A 7,907-nucleotide genomic window follows, 5' to 3' on the forward strand; every position below is an offset into this window, starting at 1 on the left:
CGCCCGTCACCCCAGCGTGAGCCGTGGTTTCGGGGCGTCCGTGCGGCCCGTCGGTGGGGTGCGGCTGCCCGCGCGGTACGGGAGGGGCCAGGGCGCGCCCGGTCCTTCGTAGCCCTGTTCGGCCGCCGCGTGCAGGGTCCAGTGCGGGTCGTGGAGGTGAGGGCGGGCCAGGGCGCAGAGGTCGGCGCGGCCCGCGAGCAGCAGGGAGTTGACGTCGTCCCAGGAGGAGATCGCGCCGACCGCGATGACGGGCACGCACAGGGTGTTGCGGATCCGGTCCGCGTACGGGGTCTGGTACGAGCGGCCGTACTCGGGGTGTTCGTCGGGGACGACCTGGCCGGTGGAGACGTCGATGGCGTCGGCCCCGTGGGCGACGAAGGCGCGGGCGATCTCGACGGCGTCCTCGGCGGTGGTGCCGCCCTCGGCCCAGTCCGTGGCGGAGATCCGGACGGTCATGGGCCGGTCGTCGGGCCAGTCCTCCCGGATCGCGTCGAAGACTTCGAGGGGGAAGCGGAGCCGGTTGCGCAGGGAGCCGCCGTACTCGTCGGTGCGGTGGTTGGTGAGCGGCGAGAGGAAACCGGAGAGCAGGTAGCCGTGGGCGCAGTGGAGTTCGAGCAGGTCGAAGCCGCAGTGGTCGGCGCGCCGGGCGGCGGCGGCGAACTGTTCGCGGACGGTGTCGAGCCCGCCCCGGTCCAGGACGTGCGGGACCTGGCTGACACCGTCCGCGTACGGGATCGGGGAGGCGGCGGCGAGCGGCCAGTTGCCCTGGTCGAGGGGCTGGTCGATGCCCTCCCACATCAGTCGCGTGGAGCCCTTGCGCCCGGAGTGGCCGAGCTGCACGCCGATGGCGGTGCCGGGCGCGCCCGCGTGGACGAAGTCGGTGATCCGGGTCCAGGCGGCGGCCTGTTCCGGGGTGTAGAGGCCGGTGCAGCCGGGGGTGATGCGGCCCTCGGGGCTGACGCACACCATCTCCGTCATGACGAGACCGGCACCGCCGAGCGCGCGTGCGCCCAGGTGCACGAGGTGGAAGTCTCCGGGGACGCCGTCGACGGCCGAGTACATGTCCATGGGTGAGACGACGACGCGGTTGCGGAGTTCGAGACCGCGCAGCCGCAGCGGGGTGAACATCGGCGGGACGCCCGGGGCGCAGCCGAACTCCGTCTCGACGGCGGCGGTGAAGGAGGCGTCGCGCAGCCGGAGGTTGTCGTGGGTGACGCGGCGGCTGCGGGTGAGGAGGTTGAAGGCGAACTGGCGGGGCGGCTGGTCGACATAGGTGCCGAGCTCCTCGAACCAGCGCAGGCTGGCCGCGGCGGCCCGCTGGGTCGATTCGACGACCGGTCGGCGCTCGGCCTCGTACGCGGTCAGTGCGCTCGGCAGGTCGGGCTGTTCCTCGATGCAGGCGGCGAGCGCGAGGGCGTCCTCGACGGCGAGCTTGGTGCCGGAGCCGATGGAGAAGTGCGCGGTGTGGGCGGCGTCGCCGATGAGGACCGTGTTGCCGTGCGACCAGTGGTCGTTGACGACGGTGCGGAAGCTGAGCCAGGAGGATTTGTTGGAGCGCAGCGGCCGGCCGCCGAGCGCCTCGGTGAAGATCTTGGCGCAGCGCAGCGTCGAGTGCTCGACCTCGCAGCGGTCGAATCCGGCGGCCCGCCAGACCTCCTCGCGCATCTCGACGATGACGGTGGAGGCGTCGGCCGAGAAGGGGTAGCCGTGCAGCTGCATCACGCCGTACGCGGTCTCGGCGATCTCGAAGCGGAAGGCGTCGAGGGCGAAGTCGGCGGCGAGCCAGATGTAGCGGCAGCGGTGGGTGGTGAGGCGGGGGCCGAAGGTGTCGGCGTGGGCGGTACGGGTGAGGCTGTGCACGCCGTCGGCGGCGATCACCAGGTCGTGGGTGGCGGCCAGCTCGGCGGCGGGTGGCGCCTCGGTGCGGAAGCGGAGGCGTACGCCGAGGGAATCGCAGCGGTCGTGCAGGATCCGCAGCAGCCTGCGTCTGCCCAGCGCGGCGAAGCCGTGGCCGCCGGATGTCTGGGTCACGCCGCGGTGGACGATGTCGATGTCGTCCCAGCGTACGAATGCGTCCTGGAGGGACCGGTACACGACGGGGTCGGCGTGCTCGATGCCGCCGAGGGTCTCGTCGGAGAGGACGACACCGAAGCCGAAGGTGTCCTCGGGGGCGTTGCGCTCCCAGACGGTGATCTCGCGGGCCGGGTCGAGCCGCTTGAGCAGGGCCGCGGCGTAGAGCCCGCCGGGGCCGCCGCCGATGACCGCGATGCGCCGTACGCCCGTCCGGGTCGTGTCGGCCGGAGTCTTTTCGGAGGGCATCGCGCTACCTGCCCCGCCACTTCGGGGGCCGCTTCTCGGTGAAGGCGGCATGGAATTCCGCGTAGTCCTCGCCGTGCATCAGCAGGGCCTGGGTGGCGGCGTCCATCTCGACCGCGGCGGCGAGCGGCATGTCGAGTTCGGCGGTGAGCAGGGCCTTGGTCTGGGCAAGGGCGAGCGCCGGTCCGTCGGCGAGACGGCGGGCGAGCGCCGCCGCGCGCACATCGGCCTGGCCTTCGTCGGTCAGCTCGCTGATCAGCCCGATCCGTTCCGCTTCGGGTGCGCGGACGGGTTCGCCGAGCATCAGCAGCCGGGTGGCGTGACCGAGGCCGACGACACGGGGCAGCAGGTAGGCGGCGCCCATGTCGCCGCCGGAGAGGCCGACCTTGGTGAACAGGAAGGCGAAACGGGCCGACGGATCGGCGATCCGGAAGTCGGCGGCCAGCGCGAGAACCGCACCCGCACCCGCCGCCACCCCGTGTACGGCGGCGATGACGGGGAAGGGGGTCTCACGAAGGGCCCGCACCACCTGGCCGGTCATGCGATTGAAGTCGAGGAGCCGGGCGGTGTCCATGGCGAGTGTCGCGCCGATGATGTCGTCGACATCTCCGCCGGAGCAGAAGCCGCGGCCCTCCCCCGCGAGCACCAGGGCACGCACGCTGCGTTCGCGGGACAGTTCGGCGAGCAGGTCGCGCAGATCGGCGTAGGCGCCGAAGGTGAGCGCGTTGAGTCTCTCGGGCCGGGCGAGCGTGACGGTGGCTACCCCGTCGTCCGTCGTCAGCCGCAGATGGCGCCAGTCGTCCGTGTGCGGTGCGGAACTGGGAAACGGGCTCATGGAGGGGGCTCCCCTTCAGCCGTCGGGCTGCTGCCTGCACCCCGAACTTATCACCCGTACGTGACTTCCGTCACGAGCACGCGATAAGCAGAGGGCGAGGAAGAAGTGGCGAACGTCCCTTTCATACCGGTCGGCAGTCCCTTGTCTGTGTCGTTGCACTTCGTAAGGTTGAAACCGAGAAGTCTTGAACCGAAAGCGAGACGTCTTGAACCGCAGAGAGTCCCCGCATCCCACCCGCGGAACGGAAACCATGCCGTGCCTACCGATGTCCCTCTTCCCGCCTCCTGGCGGATCGCGCTACCGCACTCGACGGCGGCCGTGCCCATCGCCCGCGCCCTGATCCGTACCGCGCTCGCGGACATCGACGCACCCGCCGACACAGACACCGCCGAGCTGCTCACCGCGGAGCTGGTCGCCAACGCGGTCGAGCACACCCGGAGCGACGAACCGATCGAGCTGGTCGTGGAGCTCCTGCCGTCCGGCTGCCAGGTCGAGGTGCACGACCGCGACCCCGCCCCGCCGGACGGGCTCGCCTTCCCGCACCCGGGCGGCGAGCCGGACCCCTGGCAGGAGCACGGCCGGGGCCTGCTGCTGATCCGGACGCTCAGCTCGTCCTGCGGTCACCGCACGACCGAGCACGGCAAGGCGGTGTGGTTCACCCTGCCGTCCCTCACGCCCCAGAGCTGACCCGTCGCCCTCACCGGGCGGTGCCGGCGGCGGCCAGCCGGGAACGGCCGCGGCCGTAACAGGCGTACACCGTCGCGCCGACGAGCAGGAAGACGGCGAACTGGATCCAGGTCGCCCAGCCCGTCCCGTACATCAGATAGAGGCAGAAGCCGACGCCCAGGAGCGGGCTCAGCGGATAGAGCGGCACCCGGAACGAGCCCTTCACCTCGGGGTTGCGGCGCCGCAGCACGATCACCGCGAGGTTCACCGCGACCATGGTGGCCAGGGTGCCGATGGTCGTCAGATTCACCACCACCCCCAGCGACGCGAAGGCCGCCGGGACGGCGAAGACGACCGCCACGATCCAGGTGTTGGCGACCGGTGTCGATGTGCGCGGCGAGACCCGCTCGAAGACCCGGGGGATCAGTCCGTCACGGGACATCGACATCAGGATGCGGGTCTGCCCGTACATCACCGCGAGCACCACGGACGCGATCGCCACGACCGCTCCGAAGGCGATGACCCCGCCACCGACGGTCGAGTCGGTGACCTGGTCGACCACGATCGAGAGCGCCGCCGGACGGGAGGCGACGGCCTCGGGCCCCAGCGCGCCGATGGCGGCGAGCGCGACCGCGCAGTAGAGCAGGGTGACCAGGCCGATACAGACCATGATCGCGACCGGGATGTTCCGCCGGGGGTTCTTGACCTCCTCGCCCGCGGTGGTGATGGCGTCGAAGCCGATGTACGAGAAGAACGCCAGCGACGCACCGGCCGTGACCCCGCCCGCGCCGTGGGCGAAGAACGGCGTGAGGTTTCCGTGCTCGAAGGCCGTGAAGGCGATGACGCAGAACAGGATCAGGATGGTGATCTTGAGGACCGCCATCGCGGCGGTGGCCCCGGCGCTCTCCCGCACACCGCGCACCAGCAGCGTGGCGGCCATCATGACCACCAGGACGGCGGGCAGGTTGATCACACCGCCGTCGCCGGGTCCCGCCGAGAGGGCGGCCGGCAGCTGCGCGCCGAACAGGCTGTCCAGCAGCTCGTTGACGTACTGGCTCCAGCCGACCGCGACCGCGGAGACCGAGACGCCGTACTCCAGCAGCAGACACCAGCCGACGAGGAAGGCGACGCGTTCACCGAGGGTGGCGTAGGCGAAGGAGTAGGAGCTGCCGGAGACCGGGATGGCGCTGCCCAGCTCGGCGAAGGAGAACGCGGTGAAGATGCAGGTGATCGCGGCGAGCACGAAGGAGAGGACCACCGCGGGGCCCGCCTCGGCGACGCTGTCGGAGAGGCCGACGAAGATACCGGTCCCGACGACCGCACCGACGCCGAAGCAGACCAGCTGGAAGAGCCCCATGGTGCGCTTGAGACCGTGCCCCTCCAGGTCGGCGCCGGACTCGGCGATCAGCTGGTGGGGATTCTTGATGCGCCGCCCGGACGGGTGCGGGGGGCTCGGTGGGCGCGGCGGACTCACGGGGATGGTCTCTTCTCTGGTGGAGCATGTGGGGGACGCGTGGCCGGGGGCTGTGGGGACTCCGGCGGCGCACACGGAAAATGGGGTTCGAGCGTGCGAGCTCGAACCCCACCAGGACGCCCTATATTAGTCGCCTTTGCGCATGTTCACCCCATCGGGCGCATGATCATGCAGCGCTTACCGCTCAGCCCTCGGCCGCCGGGGACGCCATGGTCGCCACCAGCACGGCCTTGATCGTGTGCATCCGGTTCTCCGCCTCGTCGAAGACGACCGAGTGCGCGGACTCGAAGACCTCGTCGGTGACCTCCAGCTCCGTCAGCCCGTAGTCGGCCTCGATCCCGCGTCCGACCTCGGTGCCGAGGTCGTGGTAGGCCGGGAGGCAGTGCAGGAACTTCACCCCGGCGTTGCCGGTGGCGCGCAGCACGTCCATGGTCACGGCGTACGGCGCCAGGGCCGCGATGCGCTCGGCCCAGACCTCCTTGGGCTCGCCCATGGAGACCCAGACGTCGGTGGCGACGAAGTCGGCGCCGCCGACGCCCTCGGCGACGTCCTCGGTCAGGGTGATCGTCGCACCGCTCGCACCGGCCAGCCGGTGGGCCTCGGCGACGATCCCCTCGGCGGGCCAGTACGCCTTCGGCGCGACGATCCGTACGTCCATGCCCAGCAGGGCGCCGGTGACCAGGTAGGAGTTGCCCATGTTGAAGCGGGCGTCGCCGAGATAGGCGAAGGCGATCCGCTCCAGCGGCTTGTCGCTGTGCTCGGTCATGGTGAGGACGTCGGCGAGCATCTGGGTGGGGTGCCAGTCGTCGGTGAGTCCGTTGAAGACCGGAACGCCGCCGTGGGCGGCCAGCTCCTCGACGGCCGCCTGGCTGTCGCCCCGGTACTCGATGCCATCGAACATCCGGCCGAGGACACGCGCGGTGTCCTTCACCGACTCCTTGTGCCCCATCTGCGAGCCGGAGGGGTCCAGATAGGTCGTGGACGCGCCCTGGTCCGCGGCGGCCACCTCGAAGGCGCAGCGGGTGCGGGTCGAGGTCTTCTCGAAGATCAGCGCGATGTTCTTGCCACGCAGCCGCTGTGTCTCGGTCCCCGACTTCTTGGCGCCCTTGAGCTCGGCCGCGAGCTCGACCAGGCCGCGGAACTCCTCGGCCGTGAAGTCCAGCTCCTTGAGGAAGTGGCGGCCTGCGAGGTCTATGGCCATGGGACAGCTCCTGGGTCGGGCGAGGGTCGCGCGTACAGTGACTCTGGAAGTCTATACGACACCATGCATCGCTATACGGCATGGTCGCCCCGCGCCATGTGGGCGTGCCCGTCCCCGTGGACGCGGCCGTCCCCGACCGTGCCCGCCCCTACACCGGGTCGCGCACCACCGGACAGCTCATGCACCGGGGACCGCCCCGGCCCCGGCCGAGTTCGCTGCCGCGGATCTCGATGACCTCGATCCCCTCCTTGCGCAGAAAGGTGTTGGTGGTGGCGTTGCGCTCGTACGCGACGACGAGTCCCGGCTCGACGGCCAGCACATTGCAGCCGTCGTCCCACTGCTCGCGCTCGGCGGCGTGCACGTCCTGGGTGGCGGTGAGGACCCGGATCGAGTCCAGCCCCAGGGCGTGGGCGATCGCCCGGTGCATCTGCTCGGGCGGATGGTCGGTGACCTTCAGGTCCCTGGGCCCGTCGCCGGGCTCGATGGTGTACGAACGGAGCATGCCCAGGCCGGCGTACTGGGTGAAGGTGTCGCCGTCGATCATCGTCATCACCGTGTCGAGGTGCATGAACGCCCGGCGCTTGGGCATGTCGAGCGCCACGATCGTGCGGGCCGAACCGGCGTCGAACAGCCCGCGGGCCAGCATCTCCACCGCCTGCGGGGTGGTGCGTTCGCTCATTCCGATGAGTACGGCGCCATGGCCGATGACCAGGACGTCGCCGCCCTCGATGGTGGACGGGTAGTCGTCCTGCCCCTCCGACCAGCGGTGGAAGGCGCCCGCCTCGGGGCCGGTGAAGAGCGGGTGGTGGCCGTAGATCGCCTCGAAGTGGACGGTCTCGCGCTGCCGGGCCGGCCAGCGCATCGCGTTGATGGACACCCCGTCGTATATCCAGGCCGAGGTGTCCCGGGTGAAGAGGTGGTTCGGCAGCGGGTCCAGCAGGAAGTCGTCCAGGTCCATGACGTGGAAGCGGACGGAGGTCGGCTCGCGGTGCCCGGTCAGGAACTCCCGCTTGGTCATCCCACCGACGAGCGCGTCGGCCAGCTCGGCGCTCGGCAGCTCCTCGAAGGCGGCCCGCAGATGCTCGGTGGCGAGCGGGCCGTACTCCTTCTCGTCGAAGACCCGGTCCAGGACGAGCCGCCTGGCCACCGGGATGTCCAGCGACTCACGGAGCAGATCACCGAAGAGGTGCACCTCCACACCTCGGTCGCGCAGCACGTCCGCGAAGCCGTCGTGCTCCTCGCGGGCCCGGCGCACCCAGAGCACGTCGTCGAAGAGGAGCGCGTCCTTGTTACTGGGGGTGAGCCGCTTCAGTTCCAGATCGGGGCGGTGCAGGATGACGCGGCGCAGCCGCCCGGCCTCGGAGTCGACATGGAATCCCATGCCTCCATCCTCACCGTGCGCGGGCCCGTTCACT

6 protein-coding genes are annotated in these 7,907 nt (G+C 70.7%); 1 reads left to right on the plus strand and 5 read right to left on the minus strand.

What is annotated here, in order from left to right; genetic code table 11:
• Positions 1 to 6: 6 nt before the first annotated feature.
• Both GA0115234_RS16755 and GA0115234_RS16760 read right to left on the minus strand, forming a co-directional pair.
• Positions 7 to 2,319 (minus strand): bifunctional salicylyl-CoA 5-hydroxylase/oxidoreductase, encoded by a 2,313-nt coding sequence (locus tag GA0115234_RS16755; RefSeq protein WP_093542347.1) that lies wholly within the window; start codon positions 2,317 to 2,319, stop codon positions 7 to 9.
• A 4-nt stretch (positions 2,320 to 2,323) separates the two neighbouring features.
• Entirely contained in the window at positions 2,324 to 3,151 is an 828-nt protein-coding gene (locus tag GA0115234_RS16760; RefSeq protein ID WP_093542348.1) for an enoyl-CoA hydratase family protein, read from the minus strand.
• Between the two features lie 255 nt (positions 3,152 to 3,406).
• Between GA0115234_RS16760 and GA0115234_RS16765 the strand changes: the two genes are divergently transcribed.
• Positions 3,407 to 3,838, plus strand: coding sequence for an ATP-binding protein (locus GA0115234_RS16765; protein ID WP_093542350.1), 432 nt, complete (start codon positions 3,407 to 3,409; stop codon positions 3,836 to 3,838).
• A 10-nt stretch (positions 3,839 to 3,848) separates the two neighbouring features.
• Here GA0115234_RS16765 and GA0115234_RS16770 read toward each other — a convergent pair whose 3' ends face one another.
• The 3 genes from GA0115234_RS16770 to GA0115234_RS16780 all read right to left on the minus strand — a co-directional run bounded on the left by GA0115234_RS16770 (position 3,849) and on the right by GA0115234_RS16780 (position 7,873).
• Positions 3,849 to 5,291 carry an amino acid permease gene (locus tag GA0115234_RS16770; protein WP_093542351.1) on the minus strand — a complete coding sequence of 481 codons (1,443 nt, stop codon included), beginning with the start codon at positions 5,289 to 5,291 and terminating at the stop codon, positions 3,849 to 3,851.
• Between the two features lie 184 nt (positions 5,292 to 5,475).
• Positions 5,476 to 6,492, minus strand: coding sequence for an ornithine carbamoyltransferase (argF, locus tag GA0115234_RS16775; protein ID WP_093542353.1), 1,017 nt, complete (start codon positions 6,490 to 6,492; stop codon positions 5,476 to 5,478).
• 148 nt (positions 6,493 to 6,640) lie between these two features.
• Positions 6,641 to 7,873 (minus strand): arginine deiminase, encoded by a 1,233-nt coding sequence (locus tag GA0115234_RS16780; RefSeq protein ID WP_093542355.1) that lies wholly within the window; start codon positions 7,871 to 7,873, stop codon positions 6,641 to 6,643.
• Positions 7,874 to 7,907 lie beyond the last annotated feature (34 nt).

Source organism: Streptomyces sp. DvalAA-43, assembly GCF_900091725.1.
Taxonomy (GTDB): domain Bacteria; phylum Actinomycetota; class Actinomycetes; order Streptomycetales; family Streptomycetaceae; genus Streptomyces; species Streptomyces pulveraceus.